This window comes from Streptomyces sp. Y309, assembly GCF_056712025.1.
This window is the reverse complement of sequence record NZ_CM160048.1, coordinates 1,846,370-1,869,167: the sequence shown is the minus strand read 5'-3', so window position 1 is coordinate 1,869,167 and position 22,798 is coordinate 1,846,370. Positions and strand designations below refer to the sequence as shown.

21 protein-coding genes and 2 pseudogenes are annotated in these 22,798 nt (G+C 69.9%); 17 read left to right on the top strand and 6 right to left on the bottom strand.

Annotated elements, in window-relative coordinates:
* Positions 1-127 precede the first annotated feature (127 nt).
* The 3 genes from AC0KTA_RS06760 (at position 128) to AC0KTA_RS06750 (ending at position 3,467) form a co-directional block, all read left to right on the top strand.
* A complete protein-coding gene (locus AC0KTA_RS06760; protein WP_481054194.1) occupies positions 128-1,285 on the top strand; it encodes an ROK family glucokinase in 1,158 nt (385 codons plus the stop codon).
* A complete protein-coding gene (locus AC0KTA_RS06755; RefSeq protein ID WP_481054193.1) occupies positions 1,286-1,894 on the top strand; it encodes a sugar kinase in 609 nt (202 codons plus the stop codon).
* A 307-nt stretch (positions 1,895-2,201) separates the two neighbouring features.
* Positions 2,202-3,467: a sulfite oxidase gene (locus AC0KTA_RS06750; protein WP_481054192.1), complete on the top strand. Its 1,266-nt coding sequence runs from the start codon at positions 2,202-2,204 to the stop codon at positions 3,465-3,467.
* A 45-nt stretch (positions 3,468-3,512) separates the two neighbouring features.
* Here the strand turns inward: AC0KTA_RS06750 and AC0KTA_RS06745 are convergent, their stop codons facing one another.
* Positions 3,513-4,499, bottom strand: a complete 987-nt coding sequence (locus AC0KTA_RS06745; protein WP_481054191.1) for an ornithine cyclodeaminase family protein — start codon at positions 4,497-4,499, stop codon at positions 3,513-3,515.
* Between the two features lie 821 nt (positions 4,500-5,320).
* On the opposite strand from AC0KTA_RS06745, the gene AC0KTA_RS06740 reads away from it, so the two are divergent.
* The 6 genes and pseudogenes from AC0KTA_RS06740 to AC0KTA_RS06715 all read left to right on the top strand — a co-directional run bounded on the left by AC0KTA_RS06740 (position 5,321) and on the right by AC0KTA_RS06715 (position 10,146).
* Positions 5,321-5,683 (top strand): IS110 family transposase, encoded by a 363-nt coding sequence (locus AC0KTA_RS06740; protein WP_481054190.1) that lies wholly within the window; start codon positions 5,321-5,323, stop codon positions 5,681-5,683.
* A 29-nt stretch (positions 5,684-5,712) separates the two neighbouring features.
* Positions 5,713-6,234, top strand: a pseudogene (locus AC0KTA_RS06735) (transposase); the annotation flags it as partial.
* The gene (locus AC0KTA_RS06730) at positions 6,231-6,710 is read left to right on the top strand and encodes a GNAT family N-acetyltransferase (protein ID WP_481054189.1); all 480 of its coding nucleotides are present in this window, start codon (positions 6,231-6,233) and stop codon (positions 6,708-6,710) included. The pseudogene AC0KTA_RS06735 and the gene AC0KTA_RS06730, both read left to right, overlap by 4 nt.
* A 400-nt stretch (positions 6,711-7,110) precedes the next feature.
* Complete coding sequence (locus AC0KTA_RS06725) at positions 7,111-7,920, top strand: methyltransferase domain-containing protein (RefSeq protein WP_481054188.1); 810 nt, start codon at positions 7,111-7,113, stop codon at positions 7,918-7,920.
* A gap of 394 nt (positions 7,921-8,314) precedes the next feature.
* A complete protein-coding gene (locus AC0KTA_RS06720) occupies positions 8,315-9,310 on the top strand; it encodes an NsdA family TPR-like regulatory protein (protein WP_481056332.1) in 996 nt (331 codons plus the stop codon).
* Positions 9,307-10,146, top strand: a complete 840-nt coding sequence (locus AC0KTA_RS06715; protein WP_481054187.1) for an NAD(P)-dependent oxidoreductase — start codon at positions 9,307-9,309, stop codon at positions 10,144-10,146. Before AC0KTA_RS06720 ends, AC0KTA_RS06715 begins: the two co-directional genes overlap by 4 nt.
* A gap of 177 nt (positions 10,147-10,323) precedes the next feature.
* Here AC0KTA_RS06715 and AC0KTA_RS06710 read toward each other — a convergent pair whose 3' ends face one another.
* Positions 10,324-10,821, bottom strand: a complete 498-nt coding sequence (locus tag AC0KTA_RS06710; protein ID WP_481054186.1) for a DinB family protein — start codon at positions 10,819-10,821, stop codon at positions 10,324-10,326.
* Positions 10,822-10,868: 47 nt separating this feature from the next.
* Positions 10,869-11,678: an IS5 family transposase gene (locus AC0KTA_RS06705; RefSeq protein ID WP_481054185.1), complete on the bottom strand. Its 810-nt coding sequence runs from the start codon at positions 11,676-11,678 to the stop codon at positions 10,869-10,871.
* Between the two features lie 427 nt (positions 11,679-12,105).
* On the opposite strand from AC0KTA_RS06705, the gene AC0KTA_RS06700 reads away from it, so the two are divergent.
* The 3 genes from AC0KTA_RS06700 (at position 12,106) to AC0KTA_RS06690 (ending at position 14,843) form a co-directional block, all read left to right on the top strand.
* Entirely contained in the window at positions 12,106-13,104 is a 999-nt protein-coding gene (locus tag AC0KTA_RS06700; RefSeq protein WP_481054184.1) for a M23 family metallopeptidase, read from the top strand.
* A gap of 394 nt (positions 13,105-13,498) precedes the next feature.
* Entirely contained in the window at positions 13,499-14,437 is a 939-nt protein-coding gene (locus AC0KTA_RS06695; RefSeq protein WP_481054183.1) for a helix-turn-helix domain-containing protein, read from the top strand.
* A gap of 112 nt (positions 14,438-14,549) precedes the next feature.
* On the top strand, positions 14,550-14,843 hold the full coding sequence (locus AC0KTA_RS06690; protein ID WP_481054182.1) for a hypothetical protein: 294 nt from the start codon (positions 14,550-14,552) through the stop codon (positions 14,841-14,843).
* Positions 14,844-14,850: 7 nt separating this feature from the next.
* Here AC0KTA_RS06690 and AC0KTA_RS06685 read toward each other — a convergent pair.
* Positions 14,851-15,983, bottom strand: a pseudogene (locus AC0KTA_RS06685) (IS630 family transposase).
* Between the two features lie 496 nt (positions 15,984-16,479).
* Positions 16,480-16,638 carry a hypothetical protein gene (locus AC0KTA_RS06680; protein WP_481054181.1) on the bottom strand — a complete coding sequence of 53 codons (159 nt, stop codon included), beginning with the start codon at positions 16,636-16,638 and terminating at the stop codon, positions 16,480-16,482.
* Between the two features lie 168 nt (positions 16,639-16,806).
* Here AC0KTA_RS06680 and AC0KTA_RS06675 point away from each other — a divergent pair, with 168 nt between their 5' ends.
* The 4 genes from AC0KTA_RS06675 (at position 16,807) to AC0KTA_RS06660 (ending at position 20,028) form a co-directional block, all read left to right on the top strand.
* Positions 16,807-17,193 (top strand): hypothetical protein, encoded by a 387-nt coding sequence (locus tag AC0KTA_RS06675; protein WP_481054180.1) that lies wholly within the window; start codon positions 16,807-16,809, stop codon positions 17,191-17,193.
* Positions 17,194-17,212: 19 nt separating this feature from the next.
* Positions 17,213-18,508 carry a bifunctional 3-oxoadipate enol-lactonase/4-carboxymuconolactone decarboxylase PcaDC gene (gene pcaDC, locus AC0KTA_RS06670; RefSeq protein ID WP_481054179.1) on the top strand — a complete coding sequence of 432 codons (1,296 nt, stop codon included), beginning with the start codon at positions 17,213-17,215 and terminating at the stop codon, positions 18,506-18,508.
* Between the two features lie 44 nt (positions 18,509-18,552).
* Complete coding sequence (locus AC0KTA_RS06665) at positions 18,553-19,185, top strand: MBL fold metallo-hydrolase (RefSeq protein WP_481056331.1); 633 nt, start codon at positions 18,553-18,555, stop codon at positions 19,183-19,185.
* Positions 19,186-19,248: 63 nt separating this feature from the next.
* Complete coding sequence (locus AC0KTA_RS06660) at positions 19,249-20,028, top strand: exodeoxyribonuclease III (protein WP_481054178.1); 780 nt, start codon at positions 19,249-19,251, stop codon at positions 20,026-20,028.
* A gap of 206 nt (positions 20,029-20,234) precedes the next feature.
* Here AC0KTA_RS06660 and AC0KTA_RS06655 read toward each other — a convergent pair whose 3' ends face one another.
* The gene (locus AC0KTA_RS06655) at positions 20,235-22,007 is read right to left on the bottom strand and encodes an SGNH/GDSL hydrolase family protein (protein WP_481054177.1); all 1,773 of its coding nucleotides are present in this window, start codon (positions 22,005-22,007) and stop codon (positions 20,235-20,237) included.
* A 225-nt stretch (positions 22,008-22,232) separates the two neighbouring features.
* On the opposite strand from AC0KTA_RS06655, the gene AC0KTA_RS06650 reads away from it, so the two are divergent.
* Positions 22,233-22,676, top strand: a complete 444-nt coding sequence (locus AC0KTA_RS06650; protein WP_481054176.1) for a DUF3093 domain-containing protein — start codon at positions 22,233-22,235, stop codon at positions 22,674-22,676.
* Positions 22,677-22,798 lie beyond the last annotated feature (122 nt).

Genomic DNA, 22,798 nt, shown 5'->3' with positions numbered 1-22,798 from the left:
CGCGTCTGCGGCTTGGTCGTGGCTGGTCGCGCAGTTCCCCGCGCCCCTACGGGGCGCACCGGAGCGTCGAGGGCACCCTCGGTCCCCGTTGTGCGCGCCCCCGCGAGAGTGAGGCAGAATCGGCGCGATGAGCACCTACCGCGACCTCACGCACCGCGGCTCCGCCCGAGCCACCGTTCTGCGGACCGTGGGCACGCGTGAGCGCCGTTCCCATCTGACGGCGCCCCGCGTCCCCACCGTCGGCATCGACATCGGCGGTACGAAGGTGATGGCGGGCGTCGTGGACGCCGACGGCAACATCCTGGAGACGCTGCGCACCGAGACGCCGGACAAGTCCAAGAGCCCCAAGGTGGTCGAGGACACCATCGTCGAGCTGGTCCTGGACCTGTCCGACCGGCACGACGTGCACGCCGTCGGCATCGGCGCCGCGGGCTGGGTCGACGCGGACCGCAACCGCGTCCTGTTCGCCCCGCACCTGTCCTGGCGCAACGAACCCCTCCGGGACCGCATCTCCGGCCGCCTCGCGGTGCCCGTCATGGTGGACAACGACGCGAACACCGCCGCCTGGGCGGAGTGGCGCTTCGGCGCGGGCCGCGGCGAGGACCACCTCGTCATGATCACCCTCGGTACCGGCATCGGCGGCGCGATCCTGGAGGACGGCCAGGTCAAGCGCGGCAAGTTCGGCGTCGCCGGTGAGTTCGGCCATATGCAGGTCGTGCCCGGCGGCCACCGCTGCCCGTGCGGCAACCGCGGCTGCTGGGAGCAGTACAGCTCCGGCAACGCCCTGGTCCGCGAGGCCCGCGAGCTGGCGGCCGCGGACTCCCCGGTGGCGTACGGCATCATCGAGCGCGTCAAGGGCAACATTCCGGACATCACCGGACCGGTCATCACCGAGCTGGCCCGCGAGGGCGACGCGATGTGCGTCGAGCTGCTCCAGGACATCGGCCAGTGGCTGGGCGTCGGCATCGCGAACCTGGCGGCGGCCCTGGACCCGTCCTGCTTCGTCATCGGCGGCGGCGTGAGCGCGGCCGACGACCTGCTCATCGGCCCGGCCCGGGACGCCTTCCGCCGCCACCTCACCGGGCGCGGCTACCGCCCCGAGGCCCGCATCGCCCGCGCCCAGCTCGGCCCCGAGGCCGGCATGGTGGGCGCCGCCGACCTGGCCCGCCTGGTCGCCCGCCGCTTCCGCCGCGCCAACCGCCGCCGCGTCGAGCGCTACGAACGCTACGAGCGCTACGCCCAGGCCCGCCGCTCCAACGACCGCACCACCCAGGGATCCCAGTAGATGACCGTGCCCCGCCAGCCCTCTTCCCCGGACCTGCCGGGCCGGCCAGGCCCCGGCGACCGGGAGCGGCGCCCCCCGGAGGACCGCCGCCACATGCTCCGCCGCCGCTGGCTCACCGCGACGATCATCGTGCTGCTCATCGGCGTGCCCGCCGTGTATCTGCTGATCTCCGCGAACCAGAGCCGCAACAGCGGCCGCGACAAGGAGAAGAAGTACTCCGCGACCGGCCTCACCGCCGGCTGGCCCTCCAAGGTCCAGCGCCGCCTGTACGACGTGCCGATCCCGCCGTACTCCGAAGAGGTCGCCTACTACGAGACGAACAACTGGCGCACCAGCCGCCTCTACGTCCAGTTCCTCACCAGCAACAAGGGCCTGGACAAGTTCCTCAAGGAGACCGGCACCGGCCAGGGCGTGAGCGCGCTGAAGGCCGACGACATCACCATCAGCAAGCGCGACCAGAGGGTCGTCGGCTGGGAGTTCACCGGCCCCGGCCCCTGGTACGGCGTCACCCACGAGCAGAAGAACCCGACGCCCACGCAGGACATCGTGGTGAACCGCTCCAACCCCAGGCATCCGATGGTGTACGTCGTGTCGACGACGACGCCGTAGTCGTCGCGTACGAAGTCGCGGCCGTATCGCACGCGAAGAGGGCCGGTGGCCGCGGCGGATGCCGCCGCGGCCCGTAGCATGGCGCCATGATTCTCAGCCCGAGCAGCCCCGCCACCGGCGCCCGCCCGGCCCGCGCGCTGTCCTCGCACGGCTGTTGTTGATCTTCTCGGTTTCCTCTGCGCCCTCGTTCCTCAGTCGTTCCCGCTGCCGTACGTCGTCAACTCCCTGACGGCGTACGGCACTTCGCGCACCCACGAGCACGTCACGCCCGCCACGCCCGCCACCACCGCCGCGGAAGGCCACCCTCATGACGTCCATGGAACCGCTCACCGAAGACGCCTACGACCGCCGTCGCCTGAGGCAATGGCTCGCCGGAGAGGCCCGCGCCGACGGGGTCGCGCGCCGCGACGTGCTGCGGCTCGCCGCCGCCGCGGGCCTCGCGGCGTCCGTCCCCACCGTGTTCGCCGCCCCGCGCGCGACGGCCGCGACGGCGCCCGGCATCGTCAAACCGCTCCCCGACGAGCTGTTCACGGTGCGCGGCACGAACGCCGAGACGAAGTTCGCGTCGCTGGCGGACACCGGCCATCTCACCCCCGCCTCCCACTTCTTCGTACGCAACCACGCCGCGACCCCGCGCCTGGACGCCGCCGCCTGGAGGCTCACGGTCTGGGGCGACGGACTGACCGGCGGCGCACGGGAGTTCACGCTCGCCGACCTCAGGCGGCTGCCGCCGACGACGCGCACGGCGTTCGTGGAGTGCGCGGGCAACGGCCGGAGCTTCTTCACGACGCAGCAGGGACAGCCGGTGCCGGGCACGGCGTGGACGCTCGGCGCGATCGGCACGGCACGCTGGCGCGGGGTCCGGCTGGCCGACGTCCTGCGCCGCGCGGGCCTGTCGCACCGCGCGGTCGACGTCATGCCGCGCGGCCTCGACGGCGACTACGTGACGGAGGACGGCACGAACTTCGGCCGGGTGCGGCGCCCGCTGCCGCTCGCCAAGGCCCTGGACGACGTGCTCCTCGCGTACGAGATGAACGGCGAGCCGCTGCCGCCCGACCACGGCCACCCCGTGCGCCTCGTCGTGCCGTCCTGGGTCGGCATCGCGTCGGTGAAGTGGGTCGGCGACATCGAGGTGTCGGCGGCGCCGCTCTACTCGCCGTGGAACACCGACTTCTACCGCCTGTTCGGCCCGGGGCAGCCGACGGGGGGCTCGGCCCCGCTCACCCGCCAGACCATCAGGTCGGCCTTCGAGCTCCCCTGGAACGCGAGCCTCCGCGCCGGTGAGCACCGCCGCCTGACCGGCCGCGCCTGGTCCGGCGGCGGCGCCGTCGCCCGCGTCGACGTCAGCACCGACCACGGCACCACTTGGCACCGCGCCCGCCTGCACGACGTACCCCGGCGCGGCTCCTGGGTGCGCTGGTCCGCCGACTGGCGCCCGCGCACCCCCGGCCCGGCGGTGCTCCTCGCCCGGGCCACGGACACGTCCGGCCGCACCCAGCCGGCCACGACCGCGCACAACACCCAGGGGTTCCTGTTCGACGCGGTGGTGCGGCATCCGGTGACGGTGGAGTGAGAGGGGAGGCGGGCGCGGCCGACAGCGCGACGTCGTGACGGCGCGTCAGCCGTCGGCCTTCCGCCCCTTCTCGTATGCCGCCACCGCCACCGCCAGGTCCTCCCAGGCCATGCCCGCCGACTTGAACAGGCGCGGGCGGCCGTCGTCGACGGGCACCTCGCCGCGCGCCAGCTCGTGCAGCGTGTGCAGCCGCCCGAGGTCGAACGCCGCGACGGCCACGGCCTGCACGATGTCGCCGCACTCGCGCATCGCCACGGACCGGGACTCGGCGACGACCGTGGCCCGGCCGACCAGCCGCTCGTCGACCTCCCGAGCGTCGGGCTCGTGGGAGCCGACGGCGGCCACCGTCGCGTGCGGGGCGAGCAGCGCGCTGTCGAACAGCGGCTCGCGCGCCGTGGTGCAGCAGCACACGACGTCGGCGTGCGCGACGTCCTCCGGCGCCGCGGCCGCCGCCGCCAGCCCCGCCTCCCGGCACCGCTCCACGAACGCGGCCACCCGCCCCCGGTCGCGCCCCACGACGTCCACGTGCGCGAGGCCGGGACGCACCGCCCGTACCGCCTCCACATGCCCCCAGGCCTGCGGGCCCGTCCCGAACACGAGCAGCCGCCGCACCTGAGGCACCGCGAGCCGGCGGATCGCCGCACCCGACACGGCGGGCGTGCGCAGCGAGGTGAGGGCGATGCCGTCGAGCAGGGCCAGGGGCTGGTGGGTCAGGCCGTCGAGCAGGAGGTAGAGGCCCTGGATGCGGGGGAGCCCGCGGGCGGGGTTGCTGGGGGTCACGGAGGCCACCTTCACGCCCGCGTACACAGCGGTCGACGAGGGCATGAGCAGGAGCTGACCGCCCGTCACGCCGACGACGGACCGGGCCGGTTCGGCCTCGGGGTCGAGCCCGCCGCCGACGAGCGCGTCCTCGACGGAGTCGACGGCGGCACCCATCGGGACGAGCCGGGCGAGGGCGGCGGCGTCGAGGTGGGGGAGGGGCGGGAGCGGGGCTTCGGGCTGCGGGGCCGCGGGCCGCGGAGTCATCGTCATCCGGTGATCCTCACCGAAGGCGCCGTACCGAAACACCGGGATCGTACGGCGCCTTCACAACGCCACCGCACCCCGCTCACCGCACCACCCCGGCCCACCCACCGGGCATCCACGGACCGGCCTCTGTCGGCCCCCCTTGCCACGCGCGCGGCGGCGACTGGCTAGCGTTGCGCGGGTGAGTGAGACGCATACCCCTGCCCTTCAGTTCCGCTTCGACGGCCCGGACGACGCCCCTGTTCTGATCCTCGGACCGTCGCTCGGTACCACCTGGCACAGGTAGGCAAGATCGTCTTCTGGCGTCCACGTGGTCCAGTTCGACGCCGTTCACGCAGGTTTGGTCTTGGTGGTCCAGGTGCGTCGACGTTGTTGGTGACAGCGATGTGACAGCTGAGGCCCCTGTTGACCAGATGCCAGTCATGGGATGCGGCGTCTGCGAGCGTATCGAGTGCCCGCGTGAGCAGCGCTGCTGCTCGGTCACCTGTTGCGAATCGGTCGCGAACGATCGGCCGGTGTCAGATCACGGTGCTGTAAGAGTTGGGACTGAGCATGCTGCCTGTTTTCAGGCGGGAATGCTGTGGCGGACGGGAGGGTGGGTGGGCGCTGTCCCGGGCCTGGGGTCTGACTCATGACATCTCTGACCGGAGCGTCTGAATTTCGCAGTGTCGGCTGTTGGCCGGGGATGGTGCGTTGTCGGTGCCGGGCTGGCGGGGTGTGTCTCGATAGCGGCCTGCCGATTCGTGTGGCGTTCTCACGATTCTGACCGTCCGACGCGGCCTGGTACCGGCAACGCGACACATCGTCGGACCGGAAGGGAAACGGGCATGTCCACTTCGACCGTGCCCAGCACGTCGCTCGCTCCGCAGGCCCGCCGTCGCCGTCCTGGGGGAGAGGTGGTGTTGGGAGTGGACACGCACCGGGATGCCCACGTGACCGAGGTGCTCTCCGTGACAGGGGCAGTGCTGGCCACCGACGAACTCCCGGCCACCGCAGCCGGATACCGGGATCTGCTGAAGTGGGTCAGGAAGTCGGGCGTGCTGAGGCGGGCCGGGGTGGAAGGGACCGGCTCCTACGGGGCGTCCCTCTCGCGCTTTCTGCTGGCGCAGGGTGTCGACGTGTTGGACGTGAACCGGATGGACCGGGCGGATCGCCGTCGGCGCGGCAAATCGGATCCGCTCGATGCGTAGAATGCGGCGCGAGCGGTCTTGAGCGGGCGGGCTTAAGCGAGGCCCTGGCCGAGGAGTTCCCCGAAACCCGCGAACAGCGGTGCTGGGTTCACATAACGGCCAATGTCCTCGACGCCATGCCGGAGTCCGTGCAGCCGGGTGCGAAGAAGGCCATCCAGGACATCACAGGCACCGAGGACCGCGACCACGCCGAAGCGGCGATCAGGACGTTCGCCAAGCTCTACGGCGCGAAGTTCCCCAAGGCCGTCAAAAAGATCACCGACGACCAGGAGCAACTGCTGGCGTTCTACGACTTCCCGGCCGAGCACTGGATCCGCCTGCGGACCACGAATCCCATCGAGTCCACGTTCTCCACCGTCCGGTTGCGGACCCGCGTCACCCGAGGCGCCGACTCCCGCACCGCCGCCCTGGCCATGGTCTTCGAGCTCGTCGAGTCCGCCCAGCAGCGGTGGCGGGCCGTGAACGCACCCCACCTCGTCGCCCTCGTCCGCGCCGGAGCCCGCTTCGAACGCGGCCAGCTCGTCGAGCGGCCCCGGGAGTGGGCGGCATGACGGCCATCGGCCTGCGGCTGGCCTCTGCCTCGGACAGCGAGCACTGCTTCCAACTGCACAAAGCCGCCATGGGCGCCTACGTCACGGCCATCTGGTGCTGGGACGAACACGTTCAACGCGGCTTCCACGCCCGCGCGTTCACCCCGGACCGATGGCAGATCATCACCGCCGACGGCTCGGAAGTCGGCATGCTCCACGTCGAGCACCGGCCGACGGAGATCTACCTGGAGCGGATCGAGCTTCACCCCGACCATCAGGGACGCGGTATCGGCAGCCAGCTCATCCGCAGCCTCCTGCACCAGGCCCGTCGGCATGGCCAGGACCTCACCTTGGACGTCCTCGCGGTCAATCAGCGCCCAGGCTCTCTACCGGTGACTGGGCCTGCACGAGGTCACTCGTCACGGCGAGAACGACATCAAGATCAGGATGTCCACCAAATCGCCTCAGCCTGGCCCGATCCACAGATCTTGACATGACTCCACGATCGGCATCCCCCATGAGAGATCAAGACAAGGAGTCAATGATTTGCAGGCGTTATGCCGTGCCCCTCGAATCATCGGATCGTTGTTCTTATGCGTAGCTGAGTGACCCCCAACGGGCGTGAATCGAGCCCCTGTTACCGGACCAGACGGCGAACTGGGGAGGCCAGTGCCGTAAGCGTCGGCGGGTGCACCGAAGCGAACCTCTGGAAGTACCGCGGCTTGCCCTGGCTGGACCTGCCCGAGCGGTACGACTCCTGGGAAGGCAGGTACATCCAGTTGCGGAACTGGCCATCGACGGCGGGTGAGAACGAGTCCGAATGCCCGGATCTCCAAGAGCGACACGCTTCCCCGCTGTATACGCCCCTTTCCCGTCTCTGACCTCGAAGAGCGTGTGATGAACTCCTGGACCACGTCCACCCACCACGGTCAGCCGCTTGCCGACTGGTATGCCCGCCGCAGCAGCACACTCCGCGGCGCTGTACGCCACCAGCTTGTGGACCGAGCGCTGATGGAACACCTTCCCGTTGCACCGCCGCAGCGTGTGCTCGATGTCGGAGGCGGCACCGGCGTGCAGGCCCGGATGCTGGCCCATCGTGGCCACCACGTCACCGTTCTCGACCCCGACGAGAACATGCTGGCCAAAGCCCGCACCGCCTGGCTGCCACACGCCGACAACTCCCCGGGCAGTGTCAGCTTCTGCCACGGCACCGGTGAGCAGGCCCCGCAGCTGGTAGGCGCCGACTGGGACGCGGTGCTGTGCCACGGCGTCCTGATGTACCTGCAGGACCCGGCCCCCCTGCTGCACGTGCTCACGCAATGCCTGCGGCCTAAAGGTCTCATCTCCCTCCTCGCCTATCAGGCCGATGCCCTGGCCATGCAACGAGGACTCGCACGGGACTGGGACGGCGCGCTCAAAGCACTGCACAGCCCGGTGGAACACAGCAGCATCGGCACGATCAGCTTCGGCGTGGACCGCACCGAGATCCTACGGATCCTCGCCGAAGACCACATCGACCTCGTGCAGTGGTACGGAGTCCGGGTATTCACCGAACACCTCGAGGACGAACCCGTCGGCAACGACTTCGACAGAGTGCTCGAAGCAGAGTGGGAAGCCGGCCGCATCGACCCCTACCGGCGCGTCGCCCGCCACTTCCACCTCATCGCCCGCCCCAAAACGGCCCACCACACCCATCACCCTTCGTGATGGGGTGAGAGGAAACCGGCCAGAGCATCAGGGACCAATTCCACGGCCCCGCTCGCAGCCGGACTCTTGCTCTTGCATACGCCCCAGATCTCAGCCCCACCTGGGAAGGGACGCAACGCCAGAACTCCCGTGTCCGCTTAAGGCGTCCTCACGATTCTGACCGCCCGACGCGGCCCGGTGCCGGCAACGCGACGCGCCGTCGGACCGGAAGGGGGGAACGTGGGTGTCCAGTTCGACCCTGCCCAGTACGCCGCCTGCTCCGCAGACCCGTCGTCGTCGCCCTGCAGGGGCGGTGTGCTGGGAGTGAATACGCAACCGGGCAGGAAGTGGGAAGCCGTGAGGCGGCCGGAGAGGTCTTCCACCTGGTCAAACAGCTACAGTCAGGACCCCGCTCATAGGGGCTGTGACATGGGCCGCTCGCACGGAAGGCAGCAACGTGGGCCCTTACACGATGCAGCAACTCGAAGCCGACATGAGCCGGATAGTCACTGACTACCCCAACCGCTCCGTCGAGCCCGTGTTCCACGAGGTACGGGCGCTGCGCAACAAGACGTTCGAGCTCCTGGAAGGTCGGCAGCCTCCGCATCTCACGCGCGACCTCTACGTAGCTGCCGGCGTGCTGTGCGGAGTTCTGGCCAACGCCTCGTTCGATCTCGGCCGCTATGACGCAGCAGAGACTCAGGCGCGTACCGCCTTCATGTGCGCAGAGGTGGCCGGCCACAATGGCTTGCGGGCATGGGTCCGAGGACTGCAAGCCCTGGTCGCGTACTGGGACGGCCGACCGACTGCCGCTGTCCAGCTCGCCGAGTCCGGAGCCGCGTTCGGTCCGGAGCAGGGGACCGCGAGTATCCGCCTGGCCAGTATCAAAGCCCGAGCCCACGGCCAGCTCAACCAGCCATCAGAGGCCGTGGCCGCACTGATGGATGCCGATGCCCTGCGTGAACGCCTTGGCGACAGCGACGACCTGCCCGGCGGCATGATGGCCTTCCCCGCCGAGAAACAACTCTTCTACACCAGCACGACACATCTCTGGCTTGGCTCGGACCACCTGGCCGACGAGGAATCCGCCGCGAGTGATGCCGTCACCATGTTCGAATCCGCCCCGCCGGAGAAGCGTCGCCTGGGGGAGCTATCCCTGGCCCGCATGGATCTCGCACTCGCGCGGCTTGGACACGGCGAGGTCGAAGGCGCAGCCCAACAAGTGCACGCCGTGCTGGAGACCAACGCCCGCCGGGGAACCGAGAGCGTCCGCAAGCGCCTTACTCACTTCACCCACACCCTCGCTCTGCACCCCGCAGCGTCGAACCCCACCGCGATCGGGCTGCGCGAGGCTCTCCTCACCCATCAAATGCATAGCCAGCGCGCGTTGCCCCGAGAAGGAACCGCATGACGACGATCACCTTGCTGCACCCCGGCTCCATGGGTGCAGCCCTGACCGCACAGGCGACCAAGGCGGGCCACCGGGTCTTGTGGGTACCCGCGCAGCGCAGCAACGCCAGCCGCAAGCGAGCCGAGCAAGCCGGACTGGTCCCGGCGGCATCCCTGCAAAAGGCCCTGGCGGAGAGTGACATCGTCCTGTCGATCTGCCCTCCTCACGCTGCCGAAGAGGTCTCTTCCTCAGTGGCGGTCTGCGACTATCAGGGCGTCTACGTCGACGCGAACGCCATCAGTCCCCAACGCATGGCGCGGATTGCGGCCAGCATGCCATCCGGATGTGCCGTCCTGGACGGAGCGATCATCGGCCCTCCGCCAACCGAAGACCGCACCGCCCGGTTGTACCTGTCCGGCCCCGCGACCCCCCTTGATCTGTTCAGCAAACTGTTCGACGGAACCACCGTGTCCGTCCGGGAAGCAGGCCGGGATATCGGCCCAGCATCGGCGTTGAAGATGGCGTTCGCCAGCTATCAGAAGGCCGCTCGGACTCTTGCAGGCGTCGCGCACGCCCTCGCCGATGAGCACGGCGTAGCTGAGCTGCTCGTATCGGAGGCCGAAGCCATGCCCGCGAAGATCCTCTCGGACCCCGACTACCTGCCCAGCGTGGCGGCACGCGCTTGGCGGTGGGGACCGGAGATGGCGGAGATCGCAGACACCCTGGTGGCCGCTGGCCTCCCGGCCGACTTCGCCAAAGCTGCCGGCACCGTCATGAAGTACTGGGAGCTGGATAAGGACCGTGATCTTCCTCTGTCCACGGTCTTGTCTCAACTCCGTTGTACTCAGGAGGAGTAGACATTGGCAGTCCTGGGCGCCGCGGAGGCGGCCACGCGCGCTCGATCGTGAATGGGAGCGGCTCGGCACTGGCCGAGCACGCCAGCCGCGCACCAACTTACTGATCGTTTCAGAATGAGTTGAACTCTGGACCTTGCGCTCGGTGATCTTGGTCGGCGGAGCGGAGCGGCTCTCCCGTCAAGTGAGAACCAACCTCTGTCTGCCGTCGATGAGTTCGCGCACGACGTCCAAGTGGCCGGCGTGGGTGGCGGTCTCAGTGATCACGTGCAGGACGACTTCGCGCAGGGTGTCGAGGTGCCAGTTGCCGAAGAAGTCCGGCCACCAGCTCGGGGCCGCCTTTAGGTCGGCGTCGGCCAGGAAGGTGTCGGCGAGCTCCACTTCCTTCCGGTAGAGAGCGAATACCTCCTCGGCTGTCTTCTCCGGGGCGGGCTGCCACGCGTTCTCCCCGGCCCCGAGGATCTCTTCGATCGCCGCTTGCTCCCCCGCAGCAACCGCGCGGAACCAGAACTTCTCGTCGTCCAGAGCGAGATGGTGCACCAGCCCAAGGCATGTCCAGCCGGACGGTAGAACCGGGCGCCGCAGCGCCTCCTCGTCCAAGCCCTCCAGGATGTCCAGGACGTGCTTGCGCTTGCTGTTCAGGACGCTGAGCAGCGCCGTCAGTTCAGTGTCAGCCATGGGCCGGACCCTATGCGGCCCCACTGACATCCGGCTCACTGAGCGTTTCAGGATGCTGTTCGGAGCCGTCGGAGGCAGATGACGCCACAGGCAAGTTCAAGGAGGCCCTGGTGGAGGTCGGCGCGCCGCTCGTAGCGGGTACGGAGTCGCTTGAACTGGTGCAGCCAGGCGAATGCGCGCTCAACGACCCAGCGCACCTTGCCCAGTCCGGAACCGTGTGCGACGCCGCGTCGGGCGATCAGCGGCTTGATGCCGCTCTTCCACAGCAGGCGGCGGTACTTGTCGAAGTCGTAGCCCCGGTCGGCGTACAGGCGTCGGGGCCTGAGGCGGGGCCGTCCGCGCAGGCCCCGGATCGGTGGGACGGCGTCCAGCAGAGGCAGCAACGGGGTGACGTCGTGGCGGTTCCCACCGGTGAGCGTCACGGCGAGCGGGGTTCCGAGGCGGTCGACAATCAGATGATGCTTGGAACCAGGGCGGCCGCGGTCGACAGGCGAGGGGCCGACGTGCATTCCCCCTTTGAGGGCTCGGACATGGGACCCGTCCACGGCGCAATCGTCCAGATCCAGAAGGTCCGCACGACGCAGTTCGCTCAGCAGGGCGGCGTGCAGGCGAGGCCAGACGTCTGCCTCGGTCCAGTCCCGCAGTCGGCGCCAGGCCGTGACTCCAGAGCAGCCCACGCTCTCGGCAGGGACGTCGCGCCAGGCGACACCGGTCCGCAGCACGTACATGATGCCGGCCAGGGCCGCGCGGTCCGGAACACGCGGGCGCCCGGGGTGACGGCGGCGCCGTGCGGGAGCGGGCGGCAACAATGGAACCACCCGCTCCCACAGGTCGTCGGAACCAAGATCAGCACGCACCCGGACACAGTGCCGACCAAGCTCGCCACGCGCAATACCCACGGCTCAACCCATTCTGAAACGATCAGTTACTGCGAAGCGGCACCGTCGTGACCGAGGCCCCGAAGCCGTTGCCTTCGGACACTCCCGCTGTTCGGAGAGGTGTCGCCCCACCTCCGAAGTTAAAGATTCAATGGGCTGGCGGCGCTCGGCCGGGCAGGTCTGGGCATCGAGCCTCTGCACACGCTGGGTCCCGCCCCCACCAGGCACGATGCCAGCCCCTGCGAAACGAGGCCGGTCAGCTGTTCAGCGTTTAGAGCGCGGTATTCAGGTTTTGCACGCTCAGCTCCTTCCTCTCGTTGCGCCGCCCTGCCGGCCGGCGGACATTACCCGGCGGCGCCTGCGGTGCTGCGAGGCGCGTCCCCCCACCTCCGAGCAAGGAGCGAACGTGAACAGACGGATACGTACCGTCCTGACAACCCTCGGTGCGGCGCTCGCTGTCGCTGCCGCCGTGCTCCCGGCAGGCAGTGCCGGGGCTGCGGCCCCACCCCCGGAGCAGGAGCTCAAGCAGGTCGTGAGCGGCGCCATGCAGGACCGGCTCGGCGCCCAGGCCAGGAACGGCTACGGGCTGTCCTCCTCGGCGAAGCTGGAGATCCTGGTCGAGCCGCAGCGGCGGTCCGCCGACGGGACCTGGACGTTCGGGAGTTCGGTGTTCCTGATCCCCCGCGGTATTGAAACCGCCCCCGTGGTCTCGCTGTTCGTCGCCCGGCGTACGGGCAGCACCTGGCAGGTCGGCCTCCAGGGCACCCCGGCCTTCGCCGCTCTGTCGCACCGCGCGCCCTCCGCGGTGGTCAAGGACTCCGAGCGCGCCCCGTTCGCCCGTACCTCCTCGCCCGAGCCGCGCGCAGCCACCGGTCTGTCGCTGCCGTGGCAGCAGAACGCCGGCTGGGCCCACTGGGGCGTGCACGGCAACAGCGGCACGTCCCGCCCGTACAACTCGATCGACTTCTACGGCGGCGACGGCAACGTGCGTGCCTCGCGGGCCGGGACGATGTACCGGCACTGCACCAGCGGCGGCCGGTGGCCCCACATCACGGTGCTGCACGACAACGGCTACACCACCGGCTACTACCACCTGCGCGACACCACCGACAAGCCCGCGGGAAGCACGGTGGCCCACGGCGAGTATCTCGGCAGGATCGCGGAGGAACTCCCGTGCGGCGGCTCGGCCAACGGCGACCACACGCACTGGACCCTGTGGTCGGGATCGGGCGGCAACACCCCGGTGGCGGTGCAGGGCAAGGAGATCGGCGGCTGGACCTGGTACGAAGGCTCGTCGGCCTACCAGGGATACGCCGAGCGGGGCAGTACCCGCATCTACCGCAACCAGTGCTGCAACCTCATCAATTACGGGGGCGGCGACGACCCCGGCAAGTCCTCACCATGAGTGGGATCAGCCGAAACGCGCCCACGCCCCTGTCGGCGTACCAAGACGCCCACCACACCTGACGCAGCGATCCGCAGACCGGCCTCACCGGCCCCTGCGGCACAGCCTGCGTGCCGCGCAGCCCTCACCCCGACGACGACAGCAGCCACATCATCGATGAGACCGACACCGTCGACGCCTGTGCAAAGGCCGCGAACGGCGTCTGGAAGCCGCGGTGGCGGACACAGCGGTCAACGACAGCGGCTAGCGGCTGTAACGGCGTGTGGAGCCTGACCTGACCTTCTGGCCACAGAGCGGCGGACGAGTTGGCCCGCCGATCTCGACTGCGTCTCCGCCCCCGGGTACCTTCGTGCTCGTCCGGGGGCGGACGTATGCCGTCAGGAGGACCCCGCACATGGTGACCAGCACGCGCACCGCACCCAGCCACGGACCGCCAGAACTCCCGTACGCCGACTCCTTCGACGAGGCTCTGCGGACGGCCATCCGGGCACGCGGCCTCAGCCTCGACAGACTGCACGCCCACCTCGCGGAACGCGGCATCCAGGTCAGCGTGGCCAGCCTCTCCAACTGGCAGCGAGGACGCTGCCGCCCGGAACGCGCCCCTTCGCTGCACGCCGTCCGCGCCCTGGAACAGATCCTGGGCCTGCCGCAGGAATCCCTGGTCACCCGGCTCGGCCCGCCCCGTCCCCGCGGCCGCTGGGCCCGGCACGTCCCCGGCGCGCTGTCCTACCGCGATCTGTGCCCGGTGCCCGGCAGCATCGGCCGGCTGCTCGGCCAGATCGAGCAAACTAACGACGGCCGGCTCGAATGGCTGGGCTGTCACGAGCGATTCCAGGTCGGACCCGACCGCGACGAGCAAAGCGTGCACACCCGACTGGTGTTCCGGGCGCGGGCGGACGGCGTCGACCGGCACGTGGTGGTACACCACAACGAACTGGGCCGGCTCCCGGACCTCCACCACTGCGTCTACTGCCGGACCGGCCGCGTACGGACCGACCCGGACATGGGTCTCACGGCGGTGGAACTGCTCTTTGAGCGCCCTCTCCAGCACGGCGAGACGTATGTGATCGAGTACGAGTTCGGCTATCAGGAAGCCGGACCGCTGGCGCACTTCTACCAGCGCTGGTTCCGCTTCCCCGCCCACGAGTACCTGCTGCAGGTGCAGTTCGATCCGGTCGCCCTGCCCACCCGCTGCTACCGCGACTGGCAGCCGAACGTGTCCACACCGGCCAACGACCTCACGGAACTGCGCCTGACCAGTTGGCACAACGTCCATCTGGCCGACACCCTGATCCGCCCCGGGATCCATGGCATCCGCTGGGAGTGGGACTGACACCTCGCTCGGTTCCGGCGCCTCGGTCGCGACGGTGCCGCTTCGCAGGAGACCCAAACGACTAGTGCTGCATCAAGCAATGTTCGCCCTGTCAGGTCGGCATACTGTTGGTGTGCTTGAGTACTTGCTTGCGACCGATGACGACGATTTTCTCGGGCCGGTGCGCTCGGACAGGTGCTCGGATGTGCTCCAGCCAACGGGCTGGGGGGCGGTGCCGGTGGCTGGCGATGGCCACTACCGGATCGCTGTCGAGGGCATGGAGGTTGAGTTCGCTTGGGAAATGCCCGGCCTTCAGGTCACGGTTCACGGCGCACCAGACAAACCCATGGTTGAGGAGTTGGTGGCTACGATCGCGCGTCAGGTCGGTATCGAGCTCGCGGTGCGAGTCCGGGTAATCCCGCTCTAGCGCCGCGTCAGGCAATGTTGGCTTTGTTGACTACGGTTCGTAGTTGCTGGTCGTGAGTGTGGTGGTTTCGCCAGATGATGTAACGGCGGATCATGCTGCCCTGCTCCTTGTGGCTGGCGTGGTCGGTGCCGTCGAGGGTGAAGTAGCGCAGGGCGGTCGGCTTCGATGCGGTTCAGCCAGGAGGAGTTCGTCGGGGTGTAGGCGATCTCGACGTTGTTCGCGTTCGCCCACGTCGCGACCCGCTGGCAGCGTTTCGTGGTCAGGTGCGGGGAGTAGTTGTCGCAGACGATAGCGATCCGCACCTTCGCTGGGTACAAGGAGCGCAGGTAGCGGCAGAACTCCAGGAACTTGGAGCGGTTCTTGGTCTTCTTGATGTGACCATAGAGCTGGTCTTTGCCCAGGTCGTAGGCGGCGAACAGGTGCCGGATCCCATGCGGGCGGGTGTAGGTCGCCCGCCGCCGTGGCCGGGGGGGGGGCTCGATGGGGGGCCTTGTGCCGGCCACCGCGTTCGGCCCACTGGCGTCCGGGATGGGGCTGGAGGTTGAGCGGACCGAACTCGTCCATGCAGAAGATGATCTCAGGCTCGCCGCCCTCGGGCGTGACCTCGCCGTCGGCGATGGCGTAGAGGTGCTCGACCCGGGCCTTCTTGGTCGCGTAGTCCGGGTCTTTCGAGGTCTTCCAGGTCTTCACGCGTTGAAAGGAGACGCCTTCCTCGCGGAGCAGGATGCGCAGGCCCTCGTGGCTGATGTCGTCGACCACCCCCTCGGCGACCAGGAAGTCGGCCAGCTTGACCAGACTCCAGGTCGAGAAGGGCAGATTGTGCTCGGCCGGCTTGGACTTGGCGATCTTCTTGATCTCTCGGCGCTCTGGCAGCGTGAACGTCTTCGGCCGACCGCCCCTGTACTTCGGGTAGAGCGATGCGAACCCGTCGGTGTTGAAATTGTGGATTACGTCCCGGACCCGGTCCGCACTGGTGAACGTGACCTCGGCGATCTTCACCACGGGCATGCCCTGCGCGGACAGCAGCACCATCTGGGCCCGGCGCCAGGTCACCACCGACCCTGTGCCGCGGCGGATAGTCCGCAGCAGCCGCCTGCCTTCATCGTCATCGATTTCACGGACGCGTACTCGTTCAGCCACCCGCACAGCTTGACGGTCGCACGCCGCCCCGGACAGAGCTCAAGCGGCGCGTCACGTCACAACGAGGCAAACGTTGCCTGATACGGCACTAGGTTCGCTGTCAAACGCCTCGATTGGATGACAGGGGACAACATTCGCCCACGGCAGACGAGACAGAGTCCCAAGGGACTGGAACCTCCCCCGAGACCATGTCAACGTACAACGTCCCGGAAAACACCAGGTCAGCGAAGGGTGAGGGCTTCTCGGGCGGCCGGCACATCGGTTGGCAGCCAAGACCGCCCGCAACCCGCGCAACTCGACCTTGCGGCCGAGCACTGTTTCCAAGGAGGTCCATCTGTCTAACCCCGCTATCCGATCCGCCCGCTTCACCGCCCCCGTCCTCTTGGCACTCGGCGCTATGAACGCGTGGACGGCTCAACAGACGGAGGACTACGGATCCCTGTCCACGGCGCTGTGTTTGTGCGTCTGCGCAGCCGGGCTGTTCGGTGAGGATCTGCTACAACGCGGATACCGCCGCGACCGCGCGGTCCTCGCGCACGTTGCGGCGCACCCCGGAGCTGCGACTCGCCACGTCGCCCAAGCCGTTGGCGCCTCGGAGCGCGTCGTCGCCCGGAACCTCGACCGTCACCGACGACGGGCTGCTGGTGCTCGTCACTGACGGCGCGACCCTTGCGCTGCGGTCCTACCAACTGGCTTCCTGACAGGCGCCGAATTGGAAAGCGAAGGCCAGGCACACGTGCTGCTGGGCGATACATAGCAGACGAAGGTCGTCGAAAAGGACACGAAGTCGATGGCGGGGGAGCGGATGCTTCCCCGCCCGTCAATGGTGTCCGATGCGCTGCGGGCGCTGCGCGTGATTCAGACGGCGGACCGGTTGGCGATCGGGGAGGCGTACGTATACACGGGTTACGTTCTTGTGGACCTGCTCGGCGCCGTGTTGAACGTCAGGCAGCTCCGGGTCCGCGCATACGTGATCATGGACCGGAACGGCCTACGTCGCGTACGCCTGTACGATGCTCGCGCCGCGTGCCTCACCTACATGGCGAACAAGGGCGTGCCCGACCACATCCTTGCCCGGTGGGCTGGCCACACGAACGTCGGGACGACGAAGAAGTGGTACGTGAAGCCAGGGGTGGACGACCTCCGGCCCGCAGCGGAAACCTGGGGTGGTTTGGTGGAGACGCCTACCCCCGTCGGTGAGATTTTGTGAGATGTGCGAGCGTGAACGGGTGAGCGAGACGACGACTGCAACCCTGCAATACCGCTTTGACGGGCCAGAAGACGCCCCGGTCCTGATCTTGGGCCCTTCCCTCGGTACCACCTGGCACATGTGGGACCGGCAAGTGCCCGAGCTGAGCAAGCACTGGCGGGTGTTCCGCTTCGACATGCCGGGGCACGGCGGTGCGCCCGCGCATCCGGTGGACTCCGTGGGCGAGCTCGCCGCCCGGCTCCTCGGCACGCTCGACGAGCTCGGCGTGCAGCGCTTCGGGTACGCGGGCTGCGCGCTCGGCGGTGCCATCGGCGCCGAGCTCGCGCTGCGGCACCCGCACCGCGTGGCCTCGCTGGCGCTGATCGCCACCTCGCCGCGGTTCGGCACCGCCGACGAGTTCCGCCAGCGCGGCGTGATCGTCCGCAGCAACGGCCTCGACCCCATCGCCCGCAGCTCGCCCGAGCGCTGGTTCACGCCCGGCTTCGCCGCCGCCCAGCCCGCCATCACGGACTGGGCCGTGCAGATGGTGCGGACGACCGACCCGGGCTGCTACATCGCCGCCTGCGAGGCGCTGGCCGGCTTCGACATCCGCCCCGAACTCGCGAGCATAGGCGTGCCGACGCTGGTCCTGGTCGGCTCCGAGGACCAGGTGACGGGCCAGGGCGAGGCCCGCACCCTCGTCGCCGGCATCCCCGACGCCCGCCTCGCCGTGGTGCCCGGCGCCTCGCACCTGGCCCCCGTGGAACAGCCGGCCGCGGTCACCGACCTGCTCGTACGGCACTTCTCCAGCGCCTGGCAGGCCGCGCCGGACGCCGCGGCGACCGGCCAGCACGCGATCACGGCGCCGCCCGTCAAGCCGGTGCTCGCCCCGCCGCCGGCCGCGCCGGTCGCCGAGATCGCCGCGGTGGAGCAGCCGGAGGCCACGGCCGCCCGCCCGGACGCGTACGAGGCGGGCATGAAGGTCCGCCGCGAGGTCCTCGGCGACGCGCACGTCGACCGGGCGCTCGCCGCCGCCGACGACTTCTCCTCGGACTTCCAGGAGCTGGTCACCCGCTACGCCTGGGGCGAGGTGTGGAACCGCCCGGGCCTGGACCGCCGCACCCGGAGCTGCGTCACCCTGACCGCACTCGTCGCGGGCGGCCACCTGGAGGAGCTGGCGTTCCACACCCGCGCCGCCCTCCGCAACGGCCTCACCCCGGCCGAGATCAAGGAAGTGCTGCTGCAGGCCGCGGTGTACTGCGGCGTCCCGGCGGCGAACAGCGCGTTCCGGGTCGCGCAGAAGGTGATCCGCGAGGAGACGACCCCGCAGGAGTAGCGCCGGGCCGCCAGGGGAGCAGGATGGAACCCATGACAACCGGTATCAAGCTCACGAAGAAGTCCCACGCGTGCGTGCGCCTGGAGAAGGACGGCCGGCTCCTCGTCATCGACCCGGGCGGCTTCAGCGAGGACGACGCCGCCGTCGGCGCGGACGCGGTCCTCGTCACGCACGAGCACCCCGACCACTTCGACGAGGGGCGGCTGCGGGCCGCCCTCGAGGCCAACCCGGCCGCCGAGATCTGGACCCTCGCGTCCGTCGCCGACCAGGTCTCGGCGGCCTTCCCGGGCCGCGTGCACACCGTCGGCCACGGCGACACGTTCACGGCCGCCGGGTTCGACGTCCAGGTCCACGGTGAGCTGCACGCGGTGATCCACCCCGACCTGCCGCGCGTCACCAACGTCGGCTACCTGGTCGACGGCGGTGTCTTCCACCCCGGCGACGCGTTCACCGTCCCCGAGCGGCCCGTCGACACCCTGATGGTCCCGGTGATGGCCCCCTGGAACAAGATCGCCGAGGTCATCGAGTACGTACGCGAGGTCAAGCCGCGGCGCGCCTACGACATCCACGACGCGCTCCTCACGGACCTGGCGCGGCCGATCTACGACGGGCACATCGGCCGGCTCGGCGGGACGGACCACGTGCGGCTGACGCCGGGGGAGTCGGCGGACGTCTGAGGCACGGGCGCCGGACCCAGGACCGATCGAGGGCTGTCAGTGGTGGCGGGTAGGTTGTCTCCCATGCGGATTGCGACCTGGAACGTGAACTCGATCACCGCCCGTCTCCCCCGGCTCCTGGCCTGGCTGGAGAAGAGCGGCACGGATGTGCTGTGCGTCCAGGAGACCAAGTGCACCGCGGAGCAGTTCCCCACCGAAGCCCTCCGCGAGCTCGGGTACGAGTCGGCGGCGCACGCCACCGGCCGGTGGAACGGCGTCGCACTGATCTCCCGCGTCGGCCTCACCGACGTGACGCCGGGCCTGCCCGGCGGGCCGGACTACGACGGCGGGCAGGAGCCCCGCGCGATCGCCGCGACCTGCGGCCCGGTCCGCGTCTGGTCGGTGTACGTGCCCAACGGCCGCGAGGTCGACCACGCGCACTACGCCTACAAGCTCGCCTGGTTCGAGGCCCTGAAGGCCGCCGTCGCCGGGGACGCGGCGGGCTCCCGGCCCTTCGCCGTCCTCGGTGACTACAACGTCGCCCCGACGGACGACGACGTCTGGGACCCCTCCCTGTTCGAGGGCGCCACGCACGTCACCCCCGCCGAGCGCGCCGCCCTCGCCGCCCTCCGCGAGACCGGCCTCCAGGACGTCGTCCCCCGCCCCCTCAAGTACGACCACCCCTTCACGTACTGGGACTACCGCGAGCTCGGCTTCCCCAAGAACAAGGGCATGCGCATCGACCTCGTCTATGGCAACGAGGGGTTCGCCAAGGCGGTGTCCGACGCGTATGTGGACCGCGAGGAGCGCAAGGGCAAGGGCGCTTCGGACCACGCACCGGTCGTGGTGGACCTGGAGGTCTGAAACTTCCCCAACCCCGCCCCTTCCCGAAACTGGGGCTCCGCCCCAGACCCCGCTCCTCAAACGCCGGAGGGGCTGGATTCTTGCGGCACGTTGTCAGCCCGTCCGGCGATTGAGGACGAGGCCGTTCAGGCCGATCGGGGGTCCAGGGGGCGGCAGCCCCCTGGTTACGGGAAGGGGCGGGACTGGGGAATGCCCCGCAGGGCCCCCTACGGCACCAGCTCCCCCAGCCCCACCGACCGAGCCAGCGCAGCGAGCCCCGCGTCGCCGGGATGCAGATGATCCCCACTGTCGTACGCGGGCAGCAACCGCGAGGGCCGCGCAGGATCCCGCAGCACCGCGTCGAAGTCGAGCACGGCGTCGAAGTCCCCGCTCCCCCGCAGGTAGGAGTTGACCTTCACCCGCTCCGCGTCCACCGCGCCCGTGCACCGAGCCTCCCCCTCACACGGCACGACGGTCGCCGCGACCACCCGCAGACCCCGCTCCCGGGCCCGCCCGGAGACCTCCCGCAGACCGGCGACGACCTGCTCCGCCGAGGCCCCCCACCGCACATCGTTGACCCCCTCGAAGACGACCACCGTCCGCGCGGACGTCTGCGCGAAGACGTCCCGGTCGAGCCGGTGCAGGGCGCTCACGCCGCCGGTGTCCGTCGAGACCCCGTCACCGGGGTAGCGGTCGGCCACGACACGGTTCGCTGAGATGCCCTGGTTCAGCACGCCGTAGCGCGGCACGTCGTCCTGGGCGAGCAGCCGCCGGGCCAGCTCGTCCGGCCAGCGGCGGTTGTCGTCGGGCGTGGAGCCGACGCCGTCCGTGATGGAGTCCCCGAGCAGCACCACGGACCCGGCGCCGCCCCCGACGTCGACGCCGGTGAGCAGCGGCCAGGACTTCAGCTTCGAGGTGTACGCCGCTCCGGAGCCGTCCGCCGCGTGGTCGCCGGGCCCGCTGACGTACGACGTCTGCAGGGCCTGGCTGTGCACGGGCGCCGCGGCCACCTTCCCCGGCAGATGGAAGCTGACGAGGAGGTTCGCGTCCGGCGGCACCGTGAACCGCAGGGGATCGCTGAACGCCTGCGCCCCGGCGGGGATCTCGGTCCCCGCGGCCCCGCCGAACCGCAGCGCGACCGGCTCGCCCCGCGCGCCCGCGCCCGCCTCCTGCACGGCGACCGTGGCGCTGCCGATCCTGACGGGCGTGCCCGCGAAGGTGTTGTCGAGCCGGATCCGCACCCGCGGCCCCCCGGCGCTGGTGTGCACCACGAGCCGCACGGTCCGGTCCTCCCAGGGACCCACCGCGGTGTACCCGGCCGTCGAGGCCGACCAACTGCCCGTCCACCCCTTGGTCTCGCCCCGCACCGACAGGGCGAACACATGCAGGTCGGCGCCCGCGCCCGGATCCCGGGGCAGCGTCACCGAGGCCACCTCGCGCCCGCGCGCGAGCGGCACCGTGACGACGTAAAGGCGTGCCTTCTCGGCGAGTTGGCCGCCGGGCGTGTTGATGTGCGGCAGCGCCACGGACTTGGTGGCGAGCGGGCCGCGGCGCCAGTCCGGCGCGGTCAGGCGGAAGCTGCCGCGCGAGCCGTCCCGGTAGCGCACGCTTCCCGTGCCGCTCGCGTCCCCGCCCGTGCCCGCCACCAGGAACGCCAGTGCGTCCCCGCGCCCGCGCACCCGTACCGCCTGCCCGTCCGCACGCACGTTGTCCGGCTCGCCCGCCGCCCGGTCCGGCCAGGTGAGACGCGCTCCGTCGACACCCAGGGCGCGGCCCGGCGTCCAGCCCGCCGCCGCCAGATCCCGCGCGGACAGCGAGCCGCCCGCACCGTCGAAGTCCGCGTCGGCGGGGCGCGCGTCGTCGCTGACGGCCCGGTTGTCGAACAGGCGCTCCAGGGGGAGCGGCGCGGCGGGCCCCGGCGCGGCCTCGGCGGCGGCCACCGGCGCGAGGCCGGCGAGCAGGGCGAGTACGGCGGCGGTTCCCCAGACACGTCTTCGCACGACGGACCCTTCCCACGGCGGGTGTTGCTACGGACGGTGCGCACTGAAACCAAAGAGGTGCGCGCTGAAACCAAAGAGGTGCGTGCTGAAACTAAGACGTGCTGAAACTAAAGAGCAGTCAGATGCCCGTCAATGAACGCGGCATGGACGGGGACTTACGGCTGAGAGGAGTTCCACGCGAACTCCGCGGGGCATCCGCCCGCACACCAGTGCCAGGATGGCTCCATGCACCTTTACGATGAGCGCCTGACTGTCCCGGCCGCGTGGTGGTTCCTCGTCGTGCTCGCCGGCTGTCTCTTCGGCGGTCTGCTGCTGCCCTTCGGGCCTCTCGTCGCCGCGGCCGGCGTCGTCCTCGTGGGCGCGGTGTTCGGCCCGCTGGTCCACCGCTACGGCTCGGCCCGCATCGTCGTGACGCCCGGCACCCTGCTCGTGGGCGACCGGGCCATCCCGATCGACGACCTCGGCACCACCGAGATCCTCGACGCGGGCGAGGCCTTCGAGTGGCGCACGTACAAGGCGAACGCGTACGCCCTGCTCCTGCTGCGCGCCTACGTCCCCACCGCGCTGCGCGTGGAGCTGCGGGGCCCGCACCACCGCGCCCCCTATCTCTACCTCTCCACTCGCCGCCCGATGAACCTGGCCACGATCCTGGCCTTCACCCGCCGCTGACCAGCAGAAACAATCAAGGCGCGATTCGGATGATTCCGTGATCAACTGCCGCAAGATACATTCCTCGGAACGCGGATCCGCCGCCCGGCCGCCCCGGCCCGCCCGGGGATGCCGACCGGGCA